The organism is Nonomuraea longispora (genome assembly GCF_004348345.1).
GTDB classification, from domain to species: Bacteria; Actinomycetota; Actinomycetes; order Streptosporangiales; family Streptosporangiaceae; genus Nonomuraea; species Nonomuraea longispora.
Window position 1 is genome coordinate 23022 of sequence record NZ_SMJZ01000010.1, and the last position, 25617, is coordinate 48638.

Annotated in this window: 23 protein-coding genes; 10 read left to right on the forward strand and 13 right to left on the reverse strand. The window is 71.9% G+C overall.

Annotated elements, in window-relative coordinates; all coding sequences use genetic code 11:
- Positions 1 to 30 precede the first annotated feature (30 nt).
- Together E1267_RS44070 and E1267_RS04715 are read left to right on the forward strand one after the other, a co-directional pair.
- A complete protein-coding gene (locus tag E1267_RS44070; RefSeq protein WP_165959459.1) occupies positions 31 to 177 on the forward strand; it encodes a hypothetical protein in 147 nt (48 codons plus the stop codon).
- 71 nt (positions 178 to 248) lie between these two features.
- A complete protein-coding gene (locus tag E1267_RS04715; RefSeq protein ID WP_132330127.1) occupies positions 249 to 785 on the forward strand; it encodes an NUDIX hydrolase family protein in 537 nt (178 codons plus the stop codon).
- Positions 786 to 848: 63 nt separating this feature from the next.
- On the opposite strand, the gene E1267_RS04720 is transcribed toward E1267_RS04715, so the two are convergent.
- From E1267_RS04720 to E1267_RS04755, 8 genes are all read right to left on the reverse strand, one after another.
- Positions 849 to 1367 (reverse strand): peptidoglycan recognition protein family protein, encoded by a 519-nt coding sequence (locus E1267_RS04720; RefSeq protein WP_132330129.1) that lies wholly within the window; start codon positions 1365 to 1367, stop codon positions 849 to 851.
- A 282-nt stretch (positions 1368 to 1649) separates the two neighbouring features.
- Positions 1650 to 3242, reverse strand: a complete 1593-nt coding sequence (locus tag E1267_RS04725) for an ABC transporter ATP-binding protein (protein WP_132330131.1) — start codon at positions 3240 to 3242, stop codon at positions 1650 to 1652.
- Positions 3239 to 4273, reverse strand: a complete 1035-nt coding sequence (locus tag E1267_RS04730; RefSeq protein ID WP_132330133.1) for a serine hydrolase domain-containing protein — start codon at positions 4271 to 4273, stop codon at positions 3239 to 3241. The genes E1267_RS04725 and E1267_RS04730 overlap by 4 nt, the downstream gene beginning before the upstream one ends.
- A complete protein-coding gene (locus tag E1267_RS04735) occupies positions 4270 to 5433 on the reverse strand; it encodes an anhydro-N-acetylmuramic acid kinase (RefSeq protein WP_132330135.1) in 1164 nt (387 codons plus the stop codon). The genes E1267_RS04730 and E1267_RS04735 overlap by 4 nt, the downstream gene beginning before the upstream one ends.
- On the reverse strand, positions 5430 to 6329 hold the full coding sequence (gene murQ, locus E1267_RS04740; RefSeq protein WP_132330137.1) for an N-acetylmuramic acid 6-phosphate etherase: 900 nt from the start codon (positions 6327 to 6329) through the stop codon (positions 5430 to 5432). The genes E1267_RS04735 and murQ overlap by 4 nt, the downstream gene beginning before the upstream one ends.
- Positions 6326 to 7156 (reverse strand): ABC transporter permease, encoded by an 831-nt coding sequence (locus tag E1267_RS04745; RefSeq protein ID WP_132330138.1) that lies wholly within the window; start codon positions 7154 to 7156, stop codon positions 6326 to 6328. Before E1267_RS04745 ends, murQ begins: the two co-directional genes overlap by 4 nt.
- Entirely contained in the window at positions 7153 to 8085 is a 933-nt protein-coding gene (locus tag E1267_RS04750) for an ABC transporter permease (RefSeq protein ID WP_246063467.1), read from the reverse strand. The genes E1267_RS04745 and E1267_RS04750 overlap by 4 nt, the downstream gene beginning before the upstream one ends.
- A gap of 35 nt (positions 8086 to 8120) precedes the next feature.
- Positions 8121 to 9659 (reverse strand): ABC transporter substrate-binding protein, encoded by a 1539-nt coding sequence (locus E1267_RS04755; protein WP_132330142.1) that lies wholly within the window; start codon positions 9657 to 9659, stop codon positions 8121 to 8123.
- Between the two features lie 80 nt (positions 9660 to 9739).
- On the opposite strand from E1267_RS04755, the gene E1267_RS04760 reads away from it, so the two are divergent.
- On the forward strand, positions 9740 to 10624 hold the full coding sequence (locus E1267_RS04760; protein WP_132330144.1) for a MurR/RpiR family transcriptional regulator: 885 nt from the start codon (positions 9740 to 9742) through the stop codon (positions 10622 to 10624).
- On the opposite strand, the gene E1267_RS04765 is transcribed toward E1267_RS04760, so the two are convergent.
- Genes E1267_RS04765 through E1267_RS04780 form a run of 4 tightly spaced genes read right to left on the reverse strand, consistent with a single transcriptional unit; the run spans position 10621 to position 13499 of the window.
- Positions 10621 to 11385, reverse strand: a complete 765-nt coding sequence (locus tag E1267_RS04765) for a creatininase family protein (RefSeq protein WP_201760674.1) — start codon at positions 11383 to 11385, stop codon at positions 10621 to 10623. The genes E1267_RS04760 and E1267_RS04765 overlap by 4 nt on opposite strands.
- The gene (locus tag E1267_RS04770; RefSeq protein WP_132330145.1) at positions 11382 to 11756 is read right to left on the reverse strand and encodes a serine hydrolase; all 375 of its coding nucleotides are present in this window, start codon (positions 11754 to 11756) and stop codon (positions 11382 to 11384) included. The genes E1267_RS04765 and E1267_RS04770 overlap by 4 nt, the downstream gene beginning before the upstream one ends.
- The gene (locus E1267_RS04775; RefSeq protein ID WP_165959460.1) at positions 11753 to 12790 is read right to left on the reverse strand and encodes a dipeptidase; all 1038 of its coding nucleotides are present in this window, start codon (positions 12788 to 12790) and stop codon (positions 11753 to 11755) included. Before E1267_RS04775 ends, E1267_RS04770 begins: the two co-directional genes overlap by 4 nt.
- Before the next feature lie 10 nt (positions 12791 to 12800).
- Positions 12801 to 13499 (reverse strand): GntR family transcriptional regulator, encoded by a 699-nt coding sequence (locus tag E1267_RS04780; protein WP_132330148.1) that lies wholly within the window; start codon positions 13497 to 13499, stop codon positions 12801 to 12803.
- Positions 13500 to 13638: 139 nt separating this feature from the next.
- Here E1267_RS04780 and E1267_RS04785 point away from each other — a divergent pair, with 139 nt between their 5' ends.
- From E1267_RS04785 to E1267_RS04815, 7 genes are all read left to right on the forward strand, one after another.
- Positions 13639 to 15198 (forward strand): ABC transporter substrate-binding protein, encoded by a 1560-nt coding sequence (locus E1267_RS04785; protein WP_165959461.1) that lies wholly within the window; start codon positions 13639 to 13641, stop codon positions 15196 to 15198.
- Positions 15180 to 16169: an ABC transporter permease gene (locus E1267_RS04790; protein ID WP_132330152.1), complete on the forward strand. Its 990-nt coding sequence runs from the start codon at positions 15180 to 15182 to the stop codon at positions 16167 to 16169. Before E1267_RS04785 ends, E1267_RS04790 begins: the two co-directional genes overlap by 19 nt.
- Positions 16162 to 17001: an ABC transporter permease gene (locus tag E1267_RS04795; protein WP_132330154.1), complete on the forward strand. Its 840-nt coding sequence runs from the start codon at positions 16162 to 16164 to the stop codon at positions 16999 to 17001. Before E1267_RS04790 ends, E1267_RS04795 begins: the two co-directional genes overlap by 8 nt.
- Positions 16998 to 18008: an ABC transporter ATP-binding protein gene (locus tag E1267_RS04800; protein ID WP_132330156.1), complete on the forward strand. Its 1011-nt coding sequence runs from the start codon at positions 16998 to 17000 to the stop codon at positions 18006 to 18008. The genes E1267_RS04795 and E1267_RS04800 overlap by 4 nt, the downstream gene beginning before the upstream one ends.
- Entirely contained in the window at positions 18005 to 18973 is a 969-nt protein-coding gene (locus E1267_RS04805) for an oligopeptide/dipeptide ABC transporter ATP-binding protein (RefSeq protein WP_220449342.1), read from the forward strand. The genes E1267_RS04800 and E1267_RS04805 overlap by 4 nt, the downstream gene beginning before the upstream one ends.
- 207 nt (positions 18974 to 19180) lie before the next feature.
- On the forward strand, positions 19181 to 20068 hold the full coding sequence (locus tag E1267_RS04810) for a sulfotransferase family protein (RefSeq protein ID WP_132330158.1): 888 nt from the start codon (positions 19181 to 19183) through the stop codon (positions 20066 to 20068).
- Positions 20069 to 20161: 93 nt separating this feature from the next.
- Positions 20162 to 21820, forward strand: a complete 1659-nt coding sequence (locus E1267_RS04815; protein ID WP_165959462.1) for an arylsulfatase — start codon at positions 20162 to 20164, stop codon at positions 21818 to 21820.
- Between the two features lie 67 nt (positions 21821 to 21887).
- On the opposite strand, the gene E1267_RS04820 is transcribed toward E1267_RS04815, so the two are convergent.
- Positions 21888 to 25607: a S8 family peptidase gene (locus E1267_RS04820; protein ID WP_246063469.1), complete on the reverse strand. Its 3720-nt coding sequence runs from the start codon at positions 25605 to 25607 to the stop codon at positions 21888 to 21890.
- Positions 25608 to 25617 lie beyond the last annotated feature (10 nt).

Below are 25617 nucleotides of genomic sequence, written 5' to 3' on the forward strand. Positions count from 1 at the left end.
GCGGCATGGAGAGCGGAGCGTGAGCTGCGGATGAAGCGGAAAGTCGTCGAATACCTGCCGTTCATGGGCGTCGTCCTGATGGTGTGCACGGCGTCCTGGCTGGTGAGCAGGTCTTTTTCGGCCCGCCCTGCCGCGTTCGGGAATGACGGGGGCGGGCCGGTACGCGGCCGCGTGTGAGGTGGATGCCGGCCGCACGTCTTGGCCGGGGTCCGGCTGCCTGCCGCCGGAGGGCGACGTACGATCAGCAGATGACCGAAAAGACCGAAACCACGCCTGGATGGCTCGCTCCCGAAGAACTGGAGTCGGTGCGCGGCCAGCTGCCCGTCCTCTACATCGACGCCGTGCCGGTGCGCGTCGACGACGCCGGCGTGGTGACTCACGTCGGCCTGCTGCTGCGCATAGCCGGGGACGGAACCGTCAGCAGGGCACTGGTTTCGGGGCGGGTGCTGCTCCACGAGCGCATCCGTGACGCGCTCATGCGCCACCTGGAGAAGGACCTCGGCCCCGTGGCGCTGCCGAGGATCCCGGCCTCGCCGCAGCCGTTCACGGTCGCGGAGTATTTCCCCACGCCCGGCGTCACCCCCTACCACGACCCGCGCCAGCACGCGGTGTCGCTGGCCTACATCGTGCCCGTGGCGGGGGACTGCCGGCCCCGGCAGGACGCCCTCGACCTGGTGTGGTTCACCCCGGAGGAGGCGGCGTCGCCGATGGTGCAGCAGGAAATGCCCGGCGGGCAGGGCGTGCTGCTGAAGCAGGCGCTCGCCCACGTCGGCTGCCTGACCTGAGCGAAGGTCGCCTGCCCGGAGTCGAATACAGGGCCGAATACAGGGCCGAGTTCAGGGCCGAGTTCAGGGCCGCTCGGCGCCCCGGCGTACCCAGTCGTAGAGCGGGTCGCCGGGGCACGAGGTGGCGAAGCCGTCACGGTGGCCCTTGACCTCGTTGCCGGCGTCGCCGTGCTCGCGCAGGTGTTCGATGGCGTCGACGAGGGCGTGGAGCAGGTCGTCGTTGGGCTCGGTCAGCCCCGAGCTGCCGACCAGCGCGAGCACCGCGTAGTGGCCGGAGTTGAGGCCCGCGCCGTTGGCGGCGGGCAGCGCGTGGGGGCCGCGGCCCATGAACGTGTAGCGGTGGGGGCAGCACACCATGCTGTAGCCGATGTCGATGTAGGTCTCGCCACGGCCGCCCGACATGTGCATCTTCTGGATGTCTCTCACCAGGTCACCGCACTTGTCATGGTTGGCGGACTCGGTCAGGTCGGCCGGCACCTTGCCGCCGGTGTAGTGGATCTTCACCCCCTTGGTCGACTCCAGGCGGGTGTACTCGCTCGTCGGCTTCTTGGCGTGCCACTCGGCACGGGTGATCAAGCTCATGGGTTCCTCTCCTGAACGGCATACTCTAGCCATCACCCCGCCAACTTTGTGTCATGAGCAAATCACACAACGTGACCACAGTGGTCTGCCGCGAGGGTGACGGTTGCCTGCCGTTTCCCAGGTAACGCGAGACAAACACACCGATCGACGGACTTGAGCCATGAGCTCCCGACTTCCGCCGATTTTCGTCGTTCTTTCCGGCGTGGCGCCTGGCTCGCGGCTTCCGGCGGCACCGGTGTGCCCGAAGCCGTGCCGGCAGGATCTTCACGTTTCCGCTGTGGCTCAGGCGAGGGTGCCCGGGATCGCGGCGAGCAGTTCGCGGGTGTAGTCATCCGCCGGATGGTCGAAGATCTCCTCGGCGGTGCCGCTTTCCACGATCCGTCCCTCACGCATGACGTGCACGGCGTGCGAGATCATCCGTACGACGGCCAGGTCGTGGCTGATGAACAGGTAGCTCAGCCCCAGCTCCCGCTGCAGGTCGGCGAGCAGTTCCAGGATCTGCGCCTGGACGAGCACGTCGAGCGCGGAGACGGCCTCGTCCAGCACGACCAGCTCCGGCGCGAGGGCGAGGGCCCTGGCGATGGCCACCCGCTGGCGCTGGCCCCCGGACAGCTCGTGGGGCAGCCGCTCGGCCGTCGACGCCGGCAGCGACACCTTCTCCAGCAGCTCGGCCGCCGTCCTCCTGCGTTCGGCCGCCGTGCCGACGCGGTGCACGCGCAGCGGCTCGGCGACCGACTTGCCGACGGTGTAGCGGGGGTCGAGTGAGGCGTACGGGTTCTGGAAGACCGGCTGGACGCGCCTGCGGAAGGCGAACAGCTCCCGCCTGCCCAGCGCGGTCACGTCCGTGCCGTCGAAGCGGATGCGGCCCGAGGTGAGGTCGTCGAGGCCGAGCAGCAGGTTGGCGGTGGTCGACTTGCCCGAGCCGGACTCCCCCACGATGGAGACGGTGCTGCCTCGCGGGATGGTGAAGGAGACCGCGTCGACCGCGGTGATCTGCTCGCCGGTGCCCCTGAGCGGGTAGACCTTGCGCAGGTCCTCGACGACGACCAGGTCGTCGGAGGCGCGCGGCGGTTCGAGCAGGCGCACCGACGACAGGCTCGGCACCGCCTTCAGCAGGCGCCTGGTGTACTCGTGACCGGGCTCGGCGAGGATGGCGGCGGCGGGCCCGATCTCGACGATCTCGCCCTGGTACATGACGGCCACCACGTCGGCCCGCTCGGCGGCCAGCGCCAGGTCGTGGGTGATGAGGAAGACCGCCGTGCCCATGTCGGCGGTGAGCCGCGCGAGCTGGTCGAGGATGCGCCGCTGTACGGTGACGTCGAGCGCGGAGGTCGGTTCGTCGGCGATGAGCAGCCTGGGCCGGCAGGCCAGCCCCATGGCGATCAGCGCGCGCTGCCGCATGCCGCCGGAGAACTCGTGCGGATACTGCCCGATCCGCCGCTCCGGGTCGGTGATGCCGGCCATGTCCAGCAGCTCGACCACACGGGCGCGGGCCGCCTTTCCCGTGGCGACGCCGTGCACCTCCAGGGCCTCGGCGATCTGGTCGCCGATGCGCATGAGCGGGTTGAGGTTCGACATCGGGTCCTGGGGGACCAGGCCGATGCCCGCCCCGCGGATCGCCGTCATCTCGCGCTCGCTCGCCGTGGCCAGGTCACGGCCCTCGAAGAGCACCTGGCCGCCGGTGATGCGGCCGTTGCCGGGCAGCAGCCTGTTGACAGCGGCCGCCGTGGTGGACTTGCCCGAGCCCGACTCGCCGACGACCGCCACGGTCTGGCCGGGCAGGATCTCCATCGAGACGTTCTTGACGACGGTGACGTCCTGCCGCCGGGTGCGGAAGGCGACCGAGAGGTCGCGGATCTCCAGGAGCGGGCTCATACGGTCCTCGATCGTTCGGTGGTGGTCCGCAGCAGGTCGGCCCAGAGCGCCTCGGTCGGCGCCGGCGTGCCCTCGACGAGCAGCCGGTTGCTCGCCAGCACGAGGGCGATGTCGCGGCCCGGTACGAAGCCGACGGCGCAGCCCACGTAGCCGGGATGGCCGAGCACGGTGACCGTCTCGCCGGCGAGCGCCAGGTCGTACCTGCGAAAGCCCAGGGCCTGGGCCGGGTCGGGTCCGGCGGCGAAGAACTCCCGGGCCGCCTCCGGCCGCCACAGCCGGTCGTGCTCCTCGTAGCGGGACATCGCGGTGGCGTACCTCAGCAGGTCGGGCACGGTCGAGAAGAGCCCGGCGTGCCCGGAGACCCCGTCGAAGGCGTGGTAGGCGTTGCCGTCGGCGACCTGCCCGAGCACGGGCTCGCGGCGCCAGCGGGCGAAGTCGCCGCTGCGGTACGGCACAGGGTACGGCTCGCCCGTGTCCAGCATGCGCATCTCGACCCGGTCGTCCAGGGCGCTCATGGCGGCCTCGGCGCCGGCCGGGCGGGCGTACGTGGTCTTGGTGAGACCGAGCGGCCTGGTGACCAGCTCGGCCACGGCCCGTTCCAGGCGCAGCCCCGTGACGGCGGAGACGATCCGGCCGAGCAGGACGAAGCCGAGGTCGGAGTAGTGCCGTGCGCGGCCGGGCCGGTAGCGCGGGGGCGGCAGCTGCGGCTGGATGTAGAGCGGCCACCACTCCCACAGGCCGCCCCGGTGCAGCAGCAGGTCGCGTACGGTGATCGCCTCGTACGACCGCGGCAGGTACGCGCTGAGCGGCGCGTCGAGGTCCACGAGCCGATCGGACACCAGGCGGATGAGCGCCGTCGTCGTCGCCACGACCTTGGTGACGGAGGCGAGGTCGTGGTAGGTGTCGAGGGTCATCGCCGCGACGCCCTCGCGCTCGCCGTCGATCCAGCGCACGGTGCGGTGGCCGGTGCACTCGGTCAGGTCGAACCAGGGCGTGCGCGCGGCCTTGACCATGCCGGGTGGGGCCTTCATCGCGTCAGCACCAGCGACGTGGGCGCTCCCGCGAGCGGCGCGGGCAGCACGAGCGGGCCAGCGCCCGGAGTCAGCGTGCCGAGGACGCGGGCGGCCCGCGCGCCGGTCCCGCCGGGCGCGGTGCCCGGCAGTCCGTGCGCGCTCAGCCAGCCGATGAGGGCGAACGCGATGGCCTCCTTGTCGTCGGCGGGCGCGCCGAGGTCGTCGGAGGGGCGTACGTCCACGGCGGGCAGCGCCGAACGCAGCCCGTCCATGATCACCGGGTTGCGGCAGCCACCGCCGGAGACGACCAGCGTGCGCACCCCGGCCTTCCGCACGTCGCCGGCGACCGTGCGCACGGTCAGCTCGGTGAGCGTGGCGACCAGGTCGGCGTCGCCCACCTCGCCGCCCGCCCTGGCCAGCGCCTCGTCGACGTGGCCGGGGTGGAACAGCTCCTTGCCGGTGCTCTTGGGCGGTGCCAGCCGGTAGTAGGGCTCGTCGAGCAGCGCCTCCAGCAGCGGCGGCGACACCCGCCCCGAGGCCGCGATCCGGCCGTCCTCGTCGAAGCCGCGGGCGTTCAGCGCCCGGCCCGTCACCACGGCGTCGATGAGCGCGTTGGCCGGGCCGATGTCGTAGGCGTACAGCTCGTTCCCGCGTACCACGGTCATGTTGGCGATGCCGCCGAGGTTGAGCGCGCCCGCGCCGCCTTCGTACGCGCCGAGCAGCAGCCCGTCCAGCACCGACACGAGCGGGGCGCCGTGCCCGCCGGCGGTGATGTCCCTGACGCGCACGTCGGAAAGCACGGGTGTGCCCGTGCGCTCGGCGATCCAGGCCGGCTGGCCGATCTGCAGCGTGCCGCGCGCGTGCGTCCTCTCGACCCAGTGGAAGACGGTCTGCCCGTGCGACACGATCAGGTCGGCGGGGCCGCCCTCGGCGATCGCCGCGGCGGCGGCCTCGGCGAAGCACTGCCCGATGAGGGTGTCGAGCTCGCACATCTCGGCCAGGGTGGTGGGCGCGGGCGGCAGCGCCGCGATCAGCCGGGCGCGCAGCTCCTCCGGGTACGGCGTGCTCGCCGTGTGCCCGACCCGGCCGCGGAGCACGCCGTCCGCCAGGGCGAAGTCGACCACGGCCACGTCGATCCCGTCGTGAGACGTGCCGGAGATCATCCCGAGAACCTTCATGCCCGCTCCTCCAGCGCCTCGCGCAGTCTGCCGCCGGCTCCGGCCAGCCGGGCCGCCGCGTCGCACGGTGCCAGGCCGAAGCGGGCGGCGACGACCGCCTGTTTCACGTTGAAGCCGTTGGCGTCCAGCACGGCCAGCGCCTCCTCACGCTCGGCGCCCGTGATCGCGCGCACGATGCGCACGGCCCGCTCACGCAGCTTGCCGTTGGTCGCCTTCACGTCGACCATCAGGTTGCCGTACGTCTTGCCGAGCCGCACCATGACGATCGTCGAGAACATGTTGAGCACGAGCTTCTGCGCCGTGCCCGCCTTGAGCCGGGTCGAGCCGCTGACCACCTCGGGCCCGACGAGCACCTCGACGGCGTGGGCGGCGGCCGCGCTCAGCGGCGTGCCCGCGTTGCACGACAGCCCCACGGTCAGCGCGCCGAGTTCGCGGGCCCGCCGCACGGCGGCCAGCACGTACGGGGTGCGCCCGCTGGACGCGATGCCCACCACGGTGTCGAGCGGCCCGACGCCGGCCGCGTCGACGGCCGCCGCCCCGGCCCTCTCGTCGTCCTCGGCCCCTTCGCGGGGCGACACGATCGCGCCCTCACCGCCGGCGATGATCGCGAAGACCTGCTCGGGCGGCGTGCCGAACGTGGGCGGGCACTCGGACGCGTCCAGCACGCCGAGCCGCCCGGGGGTGCCCGCGCCGACGTACACGAGCCGGCCACCCGCCCGCACCCGTTCGGAGGTGGCCTCGATCGCCTCCGTGATCTGCGGCAGCGCCCCGGCGACCGCTGCGGGGACGGCGGCGTCGGCCGCGTTCATGGTCGCGGCCAGTTCGCCCACGCTCATCGTGTCGATGCCGGCGAACCGGGGGTCGGCCGTTTCCGTCGTCAGGTGTGAGAGGTTCACCGCTTGCCTCGGTTTCGCGGGTCGAGAGTGTCACGCAGGCCGTCGCCGAGCAGGTTCAGCCCCACCACGAGCAGGACCACGACCGCGCCCGGCGCGATCAGGGTCCAGGGAGCGATGAACACCAGGCTGCGCGCCTCGTAGATCATGGACCCGAGCGACGGCGCCGGCGGCGGCGTGCCCAGGCCGAGGAAGCTCAGCGACGCCTCGGTGAGCACGGCCCACGACAGGGAGAGCGCGACCTGGACGACGACGATCGAGGTGATGTTGGGCAGCACGTGGCGCAGCATGATCTGCCAGCGGCTCAGGCCGGTCGAGACGGCCGCCTTGACGTACTCGATCTCCCTCAGCGACAACACGGGGCCGCGGGTGACGCGGATGAAGATGGGCACGTACACGATGGCGATGGCCACGGCGATGGTGAACCGGTTGCGGTCCAGCACCGAGGCCAGCGACAGCGCCAGCAGCAGCGGTGGGAACGCGAACAACACGTTCGTGACGCCGCCGATCGCGCCGTCGGCGACGCCCCTGTAGAAGCCGGACACGAGCCCGCCCAGCGTGCCCACCACGGTCGCGAACGCCACCGCCACGACCGCGACGAACGCGGAGTTGCCCACGCCGGCCGCCGCGCGGGAGAAGACGTCCCTGCCGAACTGGTCGGTGCCGAACAGGTGCTCGCCCGACGGCGCGCGGAAGCGCGAGGGCGGGTGCTGGGCGATCGGGTCGTACGGCAGCAGCCCGGCGTACGACAGCACCGCCACGGCGGCCAGCAGCACGAGGATGGCGCCGCCCGCGAGCCCGGCGGGGCTGCGCCGCAGCAGCGCGGTCATGACGCCCTCACCCGGGGGTCGATGATCCGGTAGAGGGCGTCGGTCAGCAGGTTGACGACGACGAACGCCAGCGCGATCACGAGCACGGTGCTCTGCACGACCGCGTACTCCTTCTGCTGGATGCCCAGCAGCACCTGCCTGCCGATGCCCGGCACGGAGAAGATCTGCTCGACCACCACCGCGCCGCCGAGCAGGTAGCCAAACTGCAGGCCCGTCATGGTCACGATGGGCACGAGCGCGTTGCCGAGCACGTGCCTGACCTGCAGCCGCCGCTCCGGCACGCCCTTGGCGCGGGCGGTGCGCACGAAGTCGTGCGAGCGCACCTCGAGCACCGCCGTGCGGGTGGTGCGCAGGATCGGCGCCGCGATGCCGAAGCCGAGGACGAGCGCGGGCAGGAACATCTGCTGCAGGTTGAGCAGCGGGTCCTCGACGAGCGTGGCGAAGCCCTGCCCGTTGGGGTTGAACCCGAACGACGCCGCGAAGATCGACAGCAGCGTGGTGGCCAGCAGGAACGCGGGGATCGACAGCCCGGCCAGGCTCACGACCTGGCCGATGGCGTCCCTGGGCGCGTTGGCCCTCGACGCCGAGAGCATGCCGAGCGGCACCCCGACCAGCAGGGCCAGCACGATCGAGAACACCGCCAGCTCGAACGTCACCGGCAGCGCGTGCAGGGTCAGGTCGAGCACGCTCTGCTGGGAGCGCGCCGAGTAGCCGAAGTTCCCGGTGACCATGTTGCCGAGCCAGGCGAAGAACTGCGTGACCAGCGGCTGGTCGAGGCCGTAGTACTGTTCGAGCGCCTGCTTCTGCGCCGGGGTGAGCGCCGCGGCCTCGGTGCCGAGCCCTGCCGTGATCTGGTTGCCGGGGATCGCCCGGAGCATGACGAACACGAACACGGCCACCCCGAACAGGGTGCCCAGTGTGCTCGCCACGCGCCGGACGGCGCGGTTGCCTGCGATCCGGCGCATCAGCTGACGGACGTGGTGCGCAGGTACTGCAGCGAGCCGCTGGCCATGGGTACGAAGCCCTGCACGTTCGCCGTGGTCGCGGTGTAGGTGTAGCCGGCGAACAACCAGATCCAGGCGGCGTTGTCCTCCAGGTGGGCGGCGACCTGGTCGTAGATCGGCTTGCGGGCGGCCTGGTCGGTGGTGGCCTTGCCCTCGGCGAACAGCTTGTCCAGTTCGGGCGAGCTGTAGCCGGCGACCTTGTTGAGGTTGCCGTCGCTGGTGAAGTAGCGGCCGTAGGAGCCGTCGGGGTCGGGGCGGCCGCCGTTGAGCGCGACGGCGGCGTCGAAGTCGGCCGCCACCCATCGGTCCACGAACGCGCCCGACTCCAGCACCTCCAGCTCCAGGTTGATCTTGGCCTCGGCGAGCTGCGCCTTGAGGTTCTGGGCCTCGTTGACGGAGGTGGCGTACTCGCCCTGGGAGACGATGGTCTTGACGGTCACCCCGCCGGACTTGCCGGCCTTGGCGAGATAGCCGGCCGCCTTGGCCAGGTCGCGGGTGGGGCAGGGGCGCTTGGACGGGTCCGACCTGTAGGCCGGCGCGGTGATCGGGCCGGTCACCTCGCCCTCGCCGAGCGCGGCCGTGTCGAGCACCTGCTTGCGGTCGATGGCGCACTGGATCGCCAGCCGCACGTTGACGTCCTTGAGCTCGCCGTGGCGGCCGTTGAGCTGGAGGACGTGGTAGTTGAGCTGCGGCGTCTTGGCGACCGTGATGGTGCCGCCGCTCTCGGCGGTCTGGGCGACGAGCGGGTCGTCGAAGACCGCGAGCTGCACGTTGCCCGACTGCATCGCCGACACGATGGACGACTCGTCGGGGATCACCCGGAACTCGACCGTCGGGACCTGCGGCTTCTCGGGGCCCCAGTACGTGTCGTTCCTGGCAAGCGTCAGCGACTGGCTGGCCACCCGCTTGCCCAGCCTGAACGGACCCGTGCCGTTGGGGGTGGTGGTGAGCTCCTGCTCGGTGTCGTCGGAAGAGAGCATGGCCATGTTGACGGTGGCGAGGTTGGCGGGCAGCGCCGCGTCGGGGCCGGTCAGCTCCAGCACCACGGTGTTCGCGTCGGGCGCCTCGACGGACTTCACCGACGCCAACGACGCCCTGGCCACGGCCGCCGTCTTCTCGTCCATGAGCCTCTCCAGCGACGCCTTGACGTCCTTGGAGTCGAACGTGCTGCCGTCGGCGAAGGTCACGCCCTGGCGCAGCTTGAGGGTGAGCTTCTCGCCGTCCTTCGAGGCCTCCCACGACTGGGCCAGCCCCGGCACCACGTTGAGGTCCTTGTCGAACTCCGTGAGCGTGCCGTACAGGTTCTGCAGCACGTTGACGGCCTGGAACTGGGTGGCCTTCCAGGGGAAGAGCGTGTCCGGGTCGGAGGTCACGCCGACCACGAGTCCCTTGGCGGGCGCGTCGCCGCCGGCCGCGGGGGCGGAGGGGGACGAACAGCTGGTGAGGGCGATGGACAGCGCCGCGGCGATGCCGACCGCGGAGAGCGCGCCACGGGGCATGTGGTCTCCTCGGAGGAGTAGGTCATAAAATTACGCAGACCCTACCATTAGGGTATTAATATTCCTTTGCGGGGGGAACCATGGGCGAGGACGCCGAGACCGTACTGATCCGCATCCGTGCGGCCATGCCCACGCTGCGACCGTCGGAGCGGCGCATCGCGGAGGAGTTCACCGGCGACCCGGCCGCCGCCGCCAACCTGTCCATCGCCGAGCTGGCCGCCCGCTGCGAGACCTCCACGACCTCGGTGGTGCGCTTCTACCAGCGCATGGGGTACGCGCACTACAAGGACTTCAGGTTCGACCTGACCAGGGCGGTGGCCAGGGAGGAGCTGACCACCTCCAGCCTGCCCGAGGTGTCCGGCGACATCGACCGGCACGACAGCCTGGAGGGCATCGTCTCCAAGGTGGCGATGAACGAGACGTTGTCCATCGCCGACACGGCCCGCGCGATGGACATGGAGGCGCTCGGCGACGCGGTGACGCTGCTGCTGGGGGCCCGCAGGATCGACACCTTCGGCGTCGGCGCGAGCGCCCTCGTGGGGCTCGACCTGCAGCAGAAGCTGTCGCGCATCGGGCGTACGGCGATCAACTGGCACGACGCCCACTCGGCCTGGACCTCGGCGGCCACGCTGGACGGCGCCTGCGTGGCGGTGGCCGTCTCGCACACCGGCGCCACCACCGACACGATCGAGTTCCTCGCGATCGCCCGCGCGTCGGGCGCCTCCACCGTGGCCATCACGAACTTCCGCGAGTCGCCGCTGGCCGGCACGGCCGACGTGACGCTGACGACGGCCGCTCGGGAGACCAGGTTCCGCTCGGGCGCGCTGGGCAGCCGCATCGCCCAGCTCATGGTGGTCGACTGCCTGTTCACGGGCGTCGCGCAGGCCTCCTACGACGCCTCGATGGAGGCGCTGCGCAACACGTACGCGGTGGTGCACGACCGAGCCGCCCACAGACCCGGCTAGGACACGTACGGCTGGAAGAAGCGGGTCAGCAGGCCGGTCAGACGGTCGAGATACTCCTCGCCCGCCCGTGCGGTCGCCGGCCGGGGGTCGCCCAGCACGCCGATCTCCGACAGCGCCCTGGTGCCGTGCTCGAACAATCTGCGCGCGGTCGGCTCGTCGAAACGGCCGCCGAAGCCGGCCTCGGCCCGGTCCATGTCGACCAGGTCGGGCCGGAGCGCGAGCACGATCGACGTCTCGGCCTCACCCGCGTGCGAGCCGCTGACCTCGGGCGGGAACCCGCGCTCCCGCCCGGCCTCCGCCAGCGCCCCCACGAACTCCTGCAGGTCGGTGTACGGGACGAGCCGCGCGCCGCCCACCCGGCCCCGCGTCTCCGCGTGCAGCGCGGCCAGCGGGGCGAAGTTGCCGCCGTGGCTGGGCAGGACCAGTACGGTCTCGAACCCGTGGGCGGCCAGGCTCTCGCAACAGCGCAGGATCACGGCCTTGAACGTCGCCTCGTCGAGGGTGACGGTGCCGGGGAAGGCCATGTGGTGGGTGGAAACCCCGAACGGGACGGTCGGGGCGAGGACCACGCCGGGCAGCCGTTCCGCCACCCTGGCCGCGAGGGCGTCCCCGAGCATGGTGTCGGTCAGCAGCGGCAGATGAGGGCCGTGCTGCTCGGTGGAGCCGGCCGCGAACAGGGCGGTCCGCGCACCCGCGGCCATCCGCTCCTCGACCTGCCGCCAGGTCATCTCGGCCAGGCGCGGGGCCGGCGTGCGGTTCATCGGGTGCTCCTCAGGCGGTCGACGAGCAGCCGCGCGACCGCCCCGATCGCGGCGTCCGCCCTCGCGTCGCGCAGGTCGAAGTCGTGCTGGCGCAGGAAGATCGCAACGGCGTACTCCTCGCCGCCGCCGAAGTCGACGACGCCGACCTCGTTGCGCACGCCGCCGTAGAAGGTGCCGGTCTTGCCGGCGATCTTCGGGCCGTCGCGGTAGGCGGTGGAGAGCCGGTGCGGGGCGTACTCGGCGTCGGCGTCGAGGGCGAGTTCGGCGCCGCCGCCCACGGGCCGGGCGTGGAAGGCGCCGGTCGTGCCCGCCGCGGCCAGGGTCTCGCGCGCCTGCTCGATCGTGGCCAGGGCGCCGGTGGCGATGGTCATGTCGTGCTCCCTGCGTCGTGCCAGACCTGGTCGAAGACGCGCAGCCAGTTGCCGCCGAGAACGGCCCGGGTCTCGTCCTCGGTGTAGCCGCGGTCGAGCAGCCGCTGCGTCAGGTTGGGCAGGCCGGACGCGTCGTCCAGCCCGGCCGGGAAGTGCCACGGGGGTGGCGGGTAGGTGGCCGCCGACCAGATGCCGTCGCGTACGTACTGCTCGTAGAGCTCCATGGGCGGGTTGCGGATCGTGTAGTCGAGCCCGATGCCGACGTGGGCGACCCCGACCAGGTCGGCGACGTAGGTGATGGCGTCGACGAAGCGGTCGAGCGTCGGCGGCGAGTGCGCGGACAGGAAGCCGGGGAAGCCGTTGATCCCGATCAGCCCGCCGGTCGCGGCGAGGTCCCTGATCAGGGCGTCGGAGATGTTGCGCGAGCTGGGATGCAGCCCGGCGGGGTTGGAGTGGGAGGCGACGACCGGCGCCGTGGACAGCGCGACGGCCTCGTGGCTGGTGCGGGCGCCGGTGTGCGAGACGTCGATGACGATGCCCAGCCGGTTGAGCTCGGCGACGACCGTGCGGCCGAGCGAGCTGAGACCGGCGTCCGACGGCTCCTCGCAGCCGTCGCCGACGGGACTGCGCTGGTTGTAGGCGAGCTGCACGACCCGTACGCCGAGCCGCCAGAACAGCTCGACGAGGTCGGCTTCGTACTCGAGCGCGTGGGTGCCCTGGAAGTGCAGGACCACCGCGAGCCTGCCGTCCCTCTTCGCCTGGCGGATCTGCTCGGCCGAGGTCGCGAGCACCAGCCGGTCCGGGCGTTCACGCAGGTAGCGGAAGGCCTCGGCGAGGAGGGAGACCGCCCTGCGGCAGTCCTCGAACGCCACGAAGCTGACCACGCAGCAGGTGGCGCCCCCGTCGATCCAGGTCTGCAGCCGCTCCCTCCAGTGGTAGCCCGGACAGGTGCCGTCCACGACGATCGCCGAGTCGTGGAGGGCGCGTGCGGGTCGGGTGACGGTCGTGGTCGGCCCCGGCTTCTGCGTCGACACGGAGATCTCCTTACCGGACGCCGGGCGCGGTCCGCCCGTCGTCCTCCGGCTGCCCCGCCCAGAGGCCGCGGGCGTGGTTGACGTGCGTGGTCATCAGTGCCTCCGCGCCCGGCCTGTCGCCGGCGGCGAGCAGGTCGAGCAGGTGTACGTGCTCGCGGGCGGACTCCACGAGCGAGGCGGCTCCCCGCAGCTTCGGCAGCGCCGACAGCCGGGTCTGGTAGCGCAGGATCCGGACGAGCTCGACGTAGCGCGGGTTGCCGAGCAGCGCGGTCAGCGACAGGTGGAACTCGCTGTCGCGCACGACGAACGCCACCATGTCGCCGTTCGCCGCGTGCTGGACGAGCTCTTCGGCCATCGGCCGCAGCTTCTCCAGCTCGGGCACCGGCCGCAGGTCGGCCAGCCGGCCCATCGCGGGCACCTCCAGGGTCAGCCGGATCTCGACGATGTCGTCGAGCTCCTTGCCGGTGGCCACGCGTACGCGAAAGCCGCGGTTCTGGACCATCTCGACGAGCTCTTCCTTGGCCAGTTCGAGCACGGCCTCCCGGACGGGCGTCGCCGAGACGCCCAGCTGCGCCGCGATGGCGGACATCGAGTAGATCACGCCGGGCGTGAGGGAGCCGGCGATGATCTGGCCCCTCAGCTGCGCCGCGGCCTCGTCGCGCAGGTTGCGGCGGGGCAGCGACTCGAACAGGGGCTCCGACCTCGTCATAGGGCGCTCCTTCTGCATCCGGCCCTCGATTCCCATTGACATGTCGTATGTAAGGTATTACCCATTAAGCCTTACAGGCAACCGGGGGTTAAGGAGTACGTGAATGGGCGATAAAGCACCCCCCGAAACGCGGGTCCCCTTGACGAGACGCGGGCTGTTCGCCGGGGCAGCGACGCTCGCGGTGAGCGCGTGCGGCGGCGGACGCTCCTCGGCGCCCATGAACACCGCCGGGCCCACCGGGCCGCCGCGCAGAGGCGGCACCCTGCGGCTGCCGCTGACGGCCGAGCCGATCGCGCCGGCGTTCGACATGGGCACCAGTGCGGCGGGCTCGGTCGGCACCGCGGCCATCGCCACCCTCGCCTACAACGGCCTGGTCGAGGTGAGCGACGGCAAGGTCGTCCCGCAACTCGCCGAGGCCTGGGACCGGGCCTCCCCCACGCGCTACGTCTTCGACCTCCGGCGGGACGTCGTCTTCCACGACGGCACGCCCTTCGACGCCGCGGCCGTCAAGGCCAACTTCGACCGGCTGCTCGACCCCGAGGGAGACGGGGTCAACCTGCCGCCGTTCCTGGAGTCGGTGAAGGTCCTCGGCAGGCACCAGGTGGAGATGCGGCTGTCCCGCCCGGCCGCGTCGTTCCTGCCCTCGCTGCGCAGAGGACGGGTGATGATGATGTCACCGGTCGCCGTGGCGAAGTTCGCGAAGTCCGATCCGTTCCGCGCCTCGGTCGGCACCGGGCCGTACGTGTTCAAGGAATATCGGGCAGGCAACGTGATCCGCCTGGAGCGCAACGACGACTACTGGGGCGACGACAACTACCTGGACGCCATCACGTTCACCATCATCCCGGACACCAACACCCAGATCATGGCGTTCCTCAACGACGAGTTCGACATGATCGACGTGCTGCCGGGCAAGGCGAGCCAGGTCAAGCGGCGCAGGGACGCCGTGTGGCGCGAGAACACCGGCAACACCTTCAACTACCTCACCTTCAACCAGACGGTGAAGCCGTTCGACAACGCCGACGTGCGCCGCGGCTTCTCGGCCGCGCTCGACAGGGAGGGGATCGCCGCGGGGATCTACGGCGGGCACGCCAAGGCCGCCCACGGGCCGTTCTCCCCCGCCATCGGCCCCGCCTTCGAGGACCTGTCGGGCGGCGCCGCACAGGCGTACTCGGTCGACGAGGCCAAGAAGTTCCTTGCCAGGGCCGGGTACGACTTCGGCGCGGAGGTCGCCTTCAACGCCTTCACGCAGTCGCCGTGGGCGCAGGAGGCCGACGCGATGGCGGCGCAACTGGAGCAGGTCGGCGTCAACGTGCGGCTCAACAAGGAGGACTTCGGCTCGTGGGCCGACCGCATCTACACCAGCCGCGACTTCGCGCTGACCAACAGCGGCCAGACGACCCGCACCGTCGACCCCGATGAGGTCATCTACCCGCTGGTGCACAGCAAGGGCGACCTCAACGTCTCCGGAGTCGACGATCCCGAGCTCGACGACCTGCTGGAGAAGGCGCGCGCCGAGGACGACCCCGGCCTGCGGGCGGAGATGTACCACGACGTCGCCCGCCTGGTCGCCGACAACGCCTACGCCGCCTTCACCGTGTGGCCCTCGACGCTGACCGCCATGAGCCCCAAGGTGGGCGGCTACGCCTTCTCGCCCGGCGGAACCCACGGAGCGGCGCAATGCTGGCTGTCCGCTTGAACCGCGCACGCCGGCTCGGCCCCCGCGTGGTGCTGCCGCTGGCGGGCAGCGTCCTGCAGGCCGCGGTGGTGGCCGCCGCCACCTTCGTGGTGTTCCTGCTGATGCGGCTGATCCCCGGCGACCCGGCCAGGATCCTCGCGGGACCGGGCGGCTCGGTCACCCCGGAACAGGTCGAACGCACCCGCCGGGAGCTCGGGCTCGACGACCCGATCGCGCTCCAGTACTGGAACTGGATCACGGACGCCGTGCGCGGCGACTTCGGCAACTCGCTGGTCCTCAACGACACCGTCGCCGAACTCCTCGCCGACCGGCTGGTCATCACGTTGCAACTGTCGGTGTACGCGTTCACCCTGGCGGTCGTGCTGGCGATCCCGCTGAGCCTGGTCGCCGCCCGTCGGCAGGGCGCCATCGCCGACAAGCTCTCCCGGCTGGCCGGCGCGACCGGAGTCGCGGTGCCGAGCTTCTGGCTCGCGCTGCTGCTGATCATCGTCGCCCAGGGGGTGCTGCCGACATTCGGCTACGCGCCGCTCTCGGAAGGGCTCGGCGCGCACCTCGGCCACATGCTGCTGCCCGCGCTGGCCCTCGGGGCCGGGTTCGCGACCCTGGTGTTCGAGACGACCAGAGCGGGGCTGATCGACACGCTGTCCTCCGACTACGTGCGCACCGCCCGCGCGTTCCAGATTCCGGAGCGCCGCATCTACGGCCGGTACGCCCTGCGCAACGCCTTCCTGCCCACGCTCACGATCTTCGGTCTGGAGGCAGGCGCCCTGATGGCCGGCGCGCTCCTGGTGGAGAACGCGTTCGCGCTCCCCGGCATGGGCCGGCTCATCGTGCAGGGGGTGCTGTCGCGGGACTATCCCGTGGTGCAGGCGTGCATCCTCGTGATCGTGGTCGTCTTCGTCGCCGTCAACCTGCTGATGGATCTCCTCTACGCCGTGGTCGATCCGAGAGTGAGGCGATCGCGTGGCTGAGCGTACGACCCCGGTGGCCGCCCTGCTGCGGCCGCTGACCCAGAAGATCACCTGGTCCGTGCTGGCGGTGTTCGTGCTCGTGGCCGCCGCCGCTCCCCTGCTCGCTCCGTACGACCCGGCCGCCCAGGATCTGCGCAACACGCTGATGCCGCCAGGGCCCGGGCACCTGCTGGGCACCGACGAGTTCGGCCGCGACCAGCTAAGCCGGCTGTTCCACGCGGTGCGCTCGTCCCTGCTCATCAGCCTGGCGACGACCGCGGCGGTGGCGGCGGCGGGCATCCCGCTCGGGCTGCTCGCCGGGTACGCCAGGGGGTTCGCCAACGTGGTGATCGCCCGAGCCATCGACGTGGGGCTGGCGCTGCCCTCGCTGGTGCTCGCCCTCGGCCTGATCGCCGCGCTCGGCGCCGGGATGCGCAGCACCGTCATCGCCCTCGCGGTCGGCTACACCCCCTACCTCGCGCGCGTCGTACGCGGCGTCGTGCTGCGGGTCCGGCAGGAGGAGTACGTCGAGAGCGCCCGCGTCAGCAACGTGCCGCCGTGGCGGATCGCCGTCAGGCACGTCGTCCCGAACACGCTCGGCGTGACCTCCGTCCAGCTGACGCTGATCTTCGCCTTCGCCGTCATCGGGGAGGCGGGCCTGAGCTTCGTCGGGCTGGGCGTGCAACCGCCCACGGCGTCGCTGGGCAACCTGCTGGCCGACGGCTCCGCCCACAGCCTCGACCTGCCGATCCTGACCGTGGCGCCCGGCCTGGTGATCGCCGTCCTCGTCATCACCCTGCTCTTCGCCGGCGACGGCGTCCGCGACGCGCTCGACCCCCGGAGACGCCGATGACCGAAACCCCGACGACCCCGATGACCGAGACCCCGCCGGCCGACCCCTTGCTGGCCCTCGACCGCGTCGAGATCGGCCTGGCCGCCGATCCGCAGGTCCGCGCCGTCGACGGGCTCGACCTGCGCGTCGCTCCTGGCGAGGCGGTCGCCCTGGTCGGGGAGAGCGGCTCGGGCAAATCCGTCACCGCCTACGCCGCCCTGGGCCTGCTGGCGCCCGCGCTGCGCGCGTCCGGCACGCTGCGGCTCGGCGCAAGCTCCTACGACCTCGGCGATCCCGGAGCGCTCAGGCCGCTGCGCGGCGGCGAGATCAGCATGATCTTCCAGGACCCCGGCACCTCGCTGAACCCGGTCATGACCGTCGGACGGCAGCTCGAGGACGTCCTGCGGCGGCACGGCGGCCCGCCGCGCCGCGAGCGGTGGCGCCGCGTGGTGGACCTGCTGGCCGAGGTCGGCGTCGCCGCGCCCGACCGGGTGGCGCGGGCCTACCCCTTCGAGCTCTCCGGCGGCATGCGCCAGCGGGTGCTCATCGCCATGGCCCTGTCGTGCGAGCCCCGGCTGCTCATCGCCGACGAGCCCACCACCGCCCTGGACACGACCGTCCAGGCACAGATCATGGACCTGCTGATGACCCTCGTGCGCGACAGGGGGATGGCCATGTTGTTCATCTCCCACGACCTCGGCCTCGTCGCCGGGTCCTGCCGGCGCATGTACGTGATGTACGCCGGCCGCGTCGTGGAGAGCGGCCCGGTGGCGGACGTGCTGCGGCGGCCCCGGCATCCCTACACCAAGGCGCTGGTCGGCTGCCGTCCCACCGCGGACCGGCGGCTCGCGCGGCTGCCCAGCATCCCCGGCACCGTGCCGCCGATCGGGTCCATGCCGTCCGGGTGCCGGTTCGCGCCGCGGTGCCCGATCGCCGTCGAGCAGTGCCGTACCGCCGATCCGGAGTTGCGCGCCGTCGGCGGGAACGTCAGCGTCGCGTGCCTGCGGGCCAGCGAGGAGGAGTCGTGACCGCCACGTCACCGGTCCTGCGTGCCGCGAACCTGTCCCGGTCGTTCCGGGTGCGGGGCACCGGGCAGGAGGTGCGGGCCCTGCGCGGGGTGGACCTGACGGTTCCGGCGGGGTCGGCCGTCGGGCTGGTCGGCGAGAGCGGCAGCGGCAAGTCGACGTTCGCCAGGATCGTCGCCGGCCTGCTGCAGCCGAGCTCCGGCGAGCTGGAGCTGATGGGCACGGGCGTCGCCGGCCTGCCGGAACGGCGCAGGCGCAGGCTCGCCGCCCCGATCCAGATGATCTTCCAGAATCCGCGGGCCTCTCTCAACCCGCGGCTGCCCGTGCACCGATGCGTCGCCGAACCGCTCCTGGCTCAGGGCGTGCGCCCGGCCAGGCAGGAGGTCCTCGGCCTGCTCGACCGGGTGGGCCTGCCCGCCCGGGTCGCGGACCTGCACGCGCACGAGCTGTCCGGCGGGCAGTGCCAGCGGGTGGCCATCGCGCGGGCCGTCGCGGGGCGGCCCGCGCTCATCGTCGCCGACGAACCGGTCTCGGCGCTCGACGTCTCCGTGCAGGCCCTGGTGCTCAACCTGCTCAAGGACATCCAGGAGGAGTCCGGCACGTCCTTCCTCTTCATCAGTCACGACCTCGGCGTCGTGCGCTTCTTCTGCGACGAGGTCAACGTGCTGTACCTGGGCCAGATCGTCGAGCGCGGCGACGCGGAGAGCGTCTTCGCCGACCCGCGGCACCCGTACACCGAGGCTCTGGCCTCGGCGGTCCCGGACGTCTCGGACGTGCCGGACGGCTCGGGGGCGGACCGGTCGCGGCGCATCGTCCTGAACGGGGAACCGCCGCGACCCGAGCAGCCGCCGCCGGGCTGCGCCTTCCACACGCGCTGTCACCGCCGGATCGGCCCGATCTGCGACGAGACGGCGCCGGAGCTCCTGCCGACCGCGACCGGCCTCACCCGCTGCCACCTGCGGGCCTGACCCGCCCAGGAGTGACAGGTGCACAGCCCGGTGCTTGAGCGTACGCATGGTTTCCCTCCTTGGGAGTCGTGTGCTGACGGGGCCCGTCGTCGGCCGGAACGTTGTTCTGCTCCCCGCAGAGGTCCATGGAGGGCGTGTGCTCTTCAGCACAGGGTTCACAGGCGTGATTCACCTGGGGTTCACTGCGTCCCCCTAGCTTGTAGCCCCATGAACTGGAGGTACCGCGCCAACGCCACGCTCGAAGGCCTGACGGGATACACGTTGACGCGCCGCATGCGCAAGGAGGCGCCGAAACCGCCGCCCAAGCCGCCGCTGGAGTCGAAGCGGCTGCCGGGCGACGCCGTACGCCCGCCCGTCGACGGCGCTCATGACCGGTTGCTGCGCGCGCCGGTCTTCCTGCTGTCGTCCGTACGGTCGGGCTCCACGCTGCTGCGCGTCATGCTGAACAGCCACTCGCGCATCCACTCGCCGATCGAGACGCACTTCAGGCGGGTGACCGTCGGCCTCGGCACCGATCCCGTACGGCAGGCCATGGATCTGCTCGGCCACACCCACAGCGACATCGAGCACATCGTCTGGGACCGGCTGCTGCACAGGGAGCTCAGCCGCAGCGGCAAGCAGGTCCTGGCGGAGAAGACGCCGAGCAACGTGTTCGCCTGGCGGCGGATCTCGACCTGCTGGCCGGACGCGCGTTTCGTGTTCCTGCTGCGTCACCCGATGTCGATCGTGCAGTCCTGGCACGAGGCGGACCCGCCCAAGCGGCCCATGGAGGAGGCCGTGCCTCGCACGCTGAGTTACATGACCTACCTGCAGGAGGCCCGCACCCATCTGGAGGGACTGACGCTGCGCTACGAGAACCTGGTCGCCGACCCCGAGGCGGAGCTGCGCCGGCTCTGCGCGTTCCTGGACGTCGCGTACGAGCCCGCCATGCTGTCCTACGGCGACAAGGACCACGGCGCCTTCGTCAAGGGCATCGGCGACTGGCGCGACAAGATCCGGGCCGGCACGGTCGTCGCCGCCCGGCCCCTGCCCGAGGCCGGGGAGATCCCGGAGGCCCTGCACGAGATCTGCCGCCAGTGGGACTATCTCCGGTGAGTGACTATTCTCACCGTCGCGGATGCCATGCTGTGACAGAGTTCGCCGGTGATTTGCCCGCCGTTCCCCGCAACCTCCGATATGTTGCCCTTCGTGATCAACGGGCTTTCCCGCCGCACCCTGGTCGCCGGAACTCTCGGCGGCCTCGCCGCTCCCTCAGTGGCCTCCCTAGCGGCCCCCTCAGCGGCCGGCGCCACCGCCGTCCGCGGCCGCATTCCCTCGCGGCCCAACATCGTGCTCATTCTGGCCGACGACCTCGGATGGGGTGAGATCGGCAGCCAGGGGCAGCGCAAGATCCACACTCCGAACCTGGACCGGATGGCCGGCGAAGGCGTGCGCTTCGCGACCGCGTACTCGGGGGCGCCGCTGTGCGCGCCGTCACGCTGCGCACTGTTGACCGGGCTGCACGCGGGCCACGGAACCGTACGCGACAACCCCGAGGGCGGGCCACAACTTTCGCTGACCGACGCCGACCTGACCTTCGCCGAACTGCTGCGGCTGTCCGGCTACCGGACGGCCTGCATCGGCAAGTGGGGGTTCGGCCCGGAGGCACCCCATCAGGCCTCCCATCCGAACGTGCGCGGGTTCGACGAGTTCTTCGGCTACATCACCCACCGGCACGCCCACCGCTACTTCCCGTCGTACCTGTGGCACAACGACAAGAAGGTGTCCATCCCCGGCGGGTCGTACGCGCCGCACCTGTTCCGGGAGAGGGCCACCGAGTTCATCGCCCAGGGCGGCGACGACCCGTTCCTGCTCTACTACGCCAGCAACCTGCCGCACTCGCCCAGCGCGATCCCCGGCGACGCGGGCGTCTACGAGAAGGAGCCGTGGAGCGATCCGAACCGCCGCCACGCCGCCCAGGTGACACGGCTCGACACCGACGTCGCCGCCCTGCTGCGGGCGCTGCGGGACGCGGGCGTCGCCGAACGCACGCTCGTGCTGTTCACCAGCGACAACGGCCCCCACCGGGAGAAGGGCGTGACGCCCAGGCTGTTCAACTCCAACGGCCCGTACCGCGCCGACAAGCGCGACGTGTACGAGGGCGGCATCCGGGTGCCGCTGATCGCCTGGTCGCCCGGGTTACGCCACCGCGTCGAGCGGCAGCCGGTCGCCTTCTGGGACGTGCTGCCGACCTTCGCGGACCTGGCCGAGGTGCCGGTGCCCGCCCACCTCGACGGGCGGTCCTTCCGCGGCCTGCTCACCGGCGGGAGCGCGCCCAAGCACCACCACCTGGTGTGGAACCGGCCGCGCAAGGCCCAGGCCATCCGGCGCGGCCGGTGGAAGGCGGTCCGGTTCGCCCCGAACATCGCGGGGGCCGGGCCCGAGGGCCGGGTCGAGCTCTACGACCTGTCCGCCGACCCCGGCGAGAAGCTCGACCTGGCGGCGGACCGTCCCGAGCTGGCCGCCGAGCTGCTGGCCACGCTCGACGCGTCGATCGGGCCGGACCCGCGCACCCCGTACGGACTGCGCACGGAGCTCACGGACGATCAGGTCATCGTCACCCTGCACAACGGCTCGTCCCGCGCCTGGCGCGGGGTCGAGCTGGGCCTCGACGGGCCGCGCAAACGGCGGGCGCACCGGGTGCCGCGGCTGGAGCCGGGCGCGGCGATCACGGTCGGCTTCCCGCTGCCCGCCAGGCGCGGCCGCATCGTGGCGCGCGCCGCCTTCACCCACGGCGGCCGGCGGCACGTCTTCCGCGCCAGGCACGTCAGGCGCACGGACGCGGCCGCGCTCCAGCACGTCCGGTGAGCGCCACGCCCTGACACGACGGGGGGAGGACCGTGCGAGGCCCTCCCCCTTCTCCGCGCCGGGACGGTCAGCGCGTGGCGTAGGCGCGGATCACCTCCTGCGCCAGGGTGTTGCCGTTGACGTCGGAGGCGTTCAGCCGCAGCGAGACGAACCCGGACGGCGAACGGCCGAGGGTCGTCTCGTACCTGCGCTTGCCCTTGTCCCGCAGCCGGGCGGGCTTCCAGGTGGCGCCGTCGTCGTACGACACCTCCAGCGACACGTCCTTGATCGCGCTCTGCTCCGCGCCCTCCTGGTGGCGGAGGGACAGCTCCAGCTTCCGCGACCTGGCCCGGTTCCTCAGGTCGACCGGCGCGTCGAACGTGGCCAGCAACAGCGGGATCACCGTCGCCTCCGCGGCCCGCTCGGAGCCGAAGGTCCACACCCCCTTGGTACGGGTGGACAACTTCGCCCAGCCGGCCTCGTTGGCGAGGTCGTACTCGATGCGGTACTCCGACTTCTCCGGGGAGAGCGTGCCCGACCCCGAGGGCAGGTAATTCGTCTGCCACAGGAGCGTGTCGCCCTGGTAGAGCCTGAAGTCGGTCTTCATGCCGTGCTCGAACTTGCTGGTGTACGTGTCGCCGTAGTTGCCGGCGGCGTCCACGAAGCCCTGCATGGACACCAACAGCTTGTCGCCCTCCCGGCGCACCGGGTTGCGCGGGTTGACGCCCGGCAGCAGCGGCTGCTTGAACACCGAGCGGCCGACCCGCTCGCCCGCCTCGTACGGCCGCAGGTCCGGCGACGACAGGCTGATGCGCGGCGTGTCCGGGTGCGGCCACATGGTGTTGTAGTGCCGCTCGGGAACCCCGGCCGACGTGGACCAGCGCAGGTCGGGCCCGGGGGTGACGTACTCGGTCCGGGTGCGCGGCGCCTTGGCCATGGGATGGTTCGTGCTGATCGACGAGGTGTCCCAGGGCTGGAAGACGAACCTGGCCTCGTTGACCATCACGTCGTCGGCGAGCTGGGTGTGGAAGTCCGTGTCGATCCTGGCCAGCGACCTCGCCCTGACGACGTAGCGCAGCTTGTCCCGCACCCCGCCCTTCTCCCGCAAGAACAGGTGGTAGGCGTACGGGCTGGCCACGACGCCCTTGGCCACGATGGGCACGGGCAGCCTGCGCAGCCGCTCGACCAGCTTCAGCCCTTGCTCCTGCGTCAGCCGCACGGTCGGGACGACGAGCTTGACGCCGTTGCCGCCGGTGGTGACGTCGTGGCCCGGCTGGTCGCTGTAGACGGCCACCATCTTCGCCCCGGCGGCCGCGGCCGCGTTGGACTGCGTGGATACCGGCACCCCGGGAGTGCGGCGGATGACGGCGAGCTTGCCGCGCAGGTCGCGGGCCTTGATCTCGCCGGGTGAGCCGCGTCCCACGTCCACCGCCATGAGCAGCCTGGTGCCGTCCAGGCGCGGGTACTCGGTGGCGAAGTCGCTGAACTGGACCGGGTTCACGTACTGGGGATCGAGTTCGAGCCCGAGGGTGGTCAGGGTGATCTCGGGGGCGGTCAGCCGCCACCGGGTCGAGACGACGAACGTGCCTTTGGTGACCTTCTTCGTGGGCTGGACGAACAGCCGCTCCTCGACCTGGCCTCCGGGTGAGATGGTGGTGCCGCCGCGCAGCGCGGTGCCCCGCTCCCCCGCTCGATACCACATGAGCGCGGCGGCCGAGCCGGTGTTCCGCTTCGTCCTGTGGTCGGGCGTCTCGACCTTGACCTCGACGGCCTTGCGGGCGTCCAGCACGACCTCGGTGTCCTCGCTGATCGTCATTTCGGGGTCGCCGAGCAGGCTCTCGTTGAGCGGCGTGCCCTTGGCCGTGCTGTCCTGGCCGGCCGGCATGGTGAAGATGTGACCGAGCACCGAGTACGTGCCGGGTTCGACGAGCAGGCAGGTGCCCTTGCCGTACTTCTGGTCGGTGCACGGCTGCGCGGGCTCGCCGGGGAGCACGCGGCCGACCAGGGTGCCCTGGTCCAGGTTGAGCACGGTGAAGCCGCCGCGGCCCGGCCGTCCGTCGCGGGCGATGCCGCGTACGCGCAGCTCGACGCGCTTCTTCTCGACGTCGGCGGTCAGCAGCGTGCGCACGGGCGGACCGCCCGCGACCGCGGCCGTCAGCTCCTCGCGTACGAGGCCCGGCTCGTCCGCCTTGAGCGTGACCTTGGCCTCGGCCGTCCCGGACGCCGGCACGGTGAGGCGGGCCGGCTCGACGGCGAACGCGCCGCCGCTCGACAGGTCCAGCTCCGCGGGCTCCTGCCCGAGATTGTGGTACGTGACGGTGAGGCTCTTCTCCTCGCCGGGGGCGAGCCTGCCGAAGCCGACCGAGCCCGCCGAGGCGGCGACCGGGTTCTTCAGCGCCGCGGCCACGTCGATCCTGCCCGCGCCCTGCGCGTCGACCGGGATGTCCCGCCCGGGGTCGGCGGTGGCCATGAGCAGCGACTTCAGCTCGCCTCCGGTGACGCCGGGGCGGGCCTGCCGCAGCAGCGCCGCCGCGCCCGCGACGTGCGGGGTGGCCATGGAGGTGCCGGACATCGCGACGTGGCCGCCGCCGGGCCTGGCGGCGGAGATGTCCACGCCCGGCGCGGTCACGTCGGGCTTGACGGCCTGGTCGGCGACGATCGGGCCCCTGCTGGAGAAGCCGGCCAGCCGGTCCTCACGGTCGACGGCCCCCACGGTCAGCGCCTCGGGCGCGTCGCCGGGGGCGCCCACGCACGAGTCGCAACCGTCGTTGCCCGCGGCCACCACGAACAACGTCCCGTACTGCTCGCTCAGCCGGGAGAGCGCGGCGGTCAGCGGGCCGCCCGCCTCGGAGCTGCCCAGGCTCATGTTGACGATCGCGGCGCGCTGCTCCCCGGCCGCCCACTCCATGCCGTCGATGATCCACGACAGTTGCCCGAAGCCGTCACCGCCCAGGACCCGGCCGTTCAGCAGGGTGGCGCCGGGCGCCACGCCCTTGGCGCCGCCGTCCGTGCCGCCGTCCGTGCCGGCGCCCGCGATGGTGCTCGCGACGTGGGTGCCGTGGCCGTGCGGGTCGCCCGTGACGTCCTCTCCGGTGAAGTCGCGCCGGCCGGCGACCTTGCCCGCGAGGTCGGGGTGCGCGGCGTCGACTCCGGTGTCGAGCACGGCGACGGTGGTGCCGGAGCCGTCGTACCCGCCGGCCCAGGCCTCGGGCGCGCCGATCTGCGGCACGCTGCGCTCCAGGACGGGCTTCACCCTGCGGTCCAGCCAGATCTTCGACACGCCCGCCAGCGGCCCGGCTGCGCGGGCGTCCGGGCCGGCCAGCTTGGCCAGTTCGGCGCCGAACGCCGCCGCGTCCGGCTCGGCCACCGACACGCCGGTCCCGCCGATGCTCTCCAGCGTGCGGAGCTGCTTCACCGACGGCACCGCCGCCTTGGGGGCGTTGCCCGCGTAGGTGAAGATCAGCGGGATGGCGTCGTCGTAGCCCTGCTCGGCCAGCGCCGTCACGTTGAACAGCGCGCTGTCGAGCCGCTCCGGCACGAGCGAGGCGACGTCGTCGGGGATGACGCTCAGCTGCCCGCCGGTCTCCAGCACCTGGAACGTCGGCACCGAGCCGTCCGCCCGCGGCGCGGGGGTGACCGCCACGGTTCTGTGCTCGCCGTCCACGGCACGCACGCGCACCTGATCACCGGTGACCAGCGTGATCTCGTCGCTCGCCGCATCACTCGTGAACTCCACGGGCGGCGCGGCGGTCGCGTACGCGCCGGGGGCCGACAACAGCGAGGCGGTCATGGCCGCCGTGGCGGCCATGACCGTCCCC

What these genes read in the sequence shown, in the direction of transcription:
- E1267_RS44070 (WP_165959459.1), top strand. Translation starts at nt 31, where the DNA reads ATGAAGCGGAAAGTCGTCGAATACCTGCCGTTCATGGGCGTCGTCCTG.
- E1267_RS04715 (WP_132330127.1), top strand. Translation starts at nt 249, where the DNA reads ATGACCGAAAAGACCGAAACCACGCCTGGATGGCTCGCTCCCGAAGAA.
- E1267_RS04720 (WP_132330129.1), bottom strand. Translation starts at nt 1,367, where the DNA reads ATGAGCTTGATCACCCGTGCCGAGTGGCACGCCAAGAAGCCGACGAGC.
- E1267_RS04725 (WP_132330131.1), bottom strand. Translation starts at nt 3,242, where the DNA reads ATGAGCCCGCTCCTGGAGATCCGCGACCTCTCGGTCGCCTTCCGCACC.
- E1267_RS04730 (WP_132330133.1), bottom strand. Translation starts at nt 4,273, where the DNA reads ATGAAGGCCCCACCCGGCATGGTCAAGGCCGCGCGCACGCCCTGGTTC.
- E1267_RS04735 (WP_132330135.1), bottom strand. Translation starts at nt 5,433, where the DNA reads ATGAAGGTTCTCGGGATGATCTCCGGCACGTCTCACGACGGGATCGAC.
- E1267_RS04745 (WP_132330138.1), bottom strand. Translation starts at nt 7,156, where the DNA reads ATGACCGCGCTGCTGCGGCGCAGCCCCGCCGGGCTCGCGGGCGGCGCC.
- E1267_RS04755 (WP_132330142.1), bottom strand. Translation starts at nt 9,659, where the DNA reads ATGCCCCGTGGCGCGCTCTCCGCGGTCGGCATCGCCGCGGCGCTGTCC.
- E1267_RS04760 (WP_132330144.1), top strand. Translation starts at nt 9,740, where the DNA reads ATGGGCGAGGACGCCGAGACCGTACTGATCCGCATCCGTGCGGCCATG.
- E1267_RS04765 (WP_201760674.1), bottom strand. Translation starts at nt 11,385, where the DNA reads ATGAACCGCACGCCGGCCCCGCGCCTGGCCGAGATGACCTGGCGGCAG.
- E1267_RS04770 (WP_132330145.1), bottom strand. Translation starts at nt 11,756, where the DNA reads ATGACCATCGCCACCGGCGCCCTGGCCACGATCGAGCAGGCGCGCGAG.
- E1267_RS04780 (WP_132330148.1), bottom strand. Translation starts at nt 13,499, where the DNA reads ATGACGAGGTCGGAGCCCCTGTTCGAGTCGCTGCCCCGCCGCAACCTG.
- E1267_RS04790 (WP_132330152.1), top strand. Translation starts at nt 15,180, where the DNA reads ATGCTGGCTGTCCGCTTGAACCGCGCACGCCGGCTCGGCCCCCGCGTG.
- E1267_RS04800 (WP_132330156.1), top strand. Translation starts at nt 16,998, where the DNA reads ATGACCGAAACCCCGACGACCCCGATGACCGAGACCCCGCCGGCCGAC.
- E1267_RS04810 (WP_132330158.1), top strand. Translation starts at nt 19,181, where the DNA reads ATGAACTGGAGGTACCGCGCCAACGCCACGCTCGAAGGCCTGACGGGA.
- E1267_RS04820 (WP_246063469.1), bottom strand. Translation starts at nt 25,607, where the DNA reads ATGGCCGCCACGGCGGCCATGACCGCCTCGCTGTTGTCGGCCCCCGGC.